At 57.7% G+C, this 695-nt stretch carries 2 protein-coding genes; both read right to left on the bottom strand.

The features are described from left to right. Positions 1 to 27: 27 nt before the first annotated feature. On the bottom strand, positions 28 to 414 hold the full coding sequence (locus VP06_RS33465; protein ID WP_156295899.1) for a hypothetical protein: 387 nt from the start codon (positions 412 to 414) through the stop codon (positions 28 to 30). 93 nt (positions 415 to 507) lie between these two features. Next, the coding region (locus tag VP06_RS37710) for an RNA-binding protein (protein WP_210168136.1) at positions 508 to 695 on the bottom strand (188 nt) is incomplete at its 5' end.

Raw genomic sequence — 695 nt, 5'->3', positions numbered from 1 at the left:
TTCTGTCGTTCCTTTTTCCGTTTGTTGTTATTTTGTTTTTTTTTTTTTTCCAGCCGGTATGCCGGGGATCTGAGCGCCGCGATCAAACGCCCGCGCTTGGCGTGTTTGGTAATTCGAGGATACGCCGTCCTCGTCTGTTTTCTTGAACCGCACGATCACGTTGACCGGATCGATCTGCCAGAGGTTCTGCCCACGGACCTCCCTGTGATTGACGCCCGGCAAATCGTCCAGCAGCCGATGCGCCTCGGCGAGAACGTGGCGGTTCGTGCAATGCGCCTGAGCACTCGCGTCGTGATCGACAACGATGTTTGCCGGATACGTCTCGTAGGTAGTGTGCCCGTGGCGGAGGATGCCATCGAACAGGGGGAGGTAGGGCGTCAGGGCACCCATGATCGTTTCTATGTCGGTTTCCAAGGTCGTGCTCCGCAGATGAAGGCCATCCACGAAGCCTACGCTCGGCCACGACAAAAACCAAGAAAAATATTCCGAGAAATATTCCAGTGCGGCTTAGTCGTGCTGATCCCATCGCTTTTTGGCAGCACCACGGGCAATCTCGGCCCGACGCTCCGGCGTCATGTTCGCCGCCCGAGCCGCAGCACCCTTCCGACCCATCTCAGCGGCGGCTTCGTTCTTCTCAGGGGCGGAGCCGTAATCCTCCGGCTCTTCCTCAGTAGCGATCCGCATCACCTTTACGG

Origin of the sequence: Methylobacterium aquaticum, from assembly GCF_001043915.1 — a bacterium.
In the GTDB taxonomy this organism is placed as follows: Bacteria; Pseudomonadota; Alphaproteobacteria; order Rhizobiales; family Beijerinckiaceae; genus Methylobacterium; species Methylobacterium aquaticum.
This window is presented reverse-complemented; position numbering and strand designations above follow the sequence as displayed.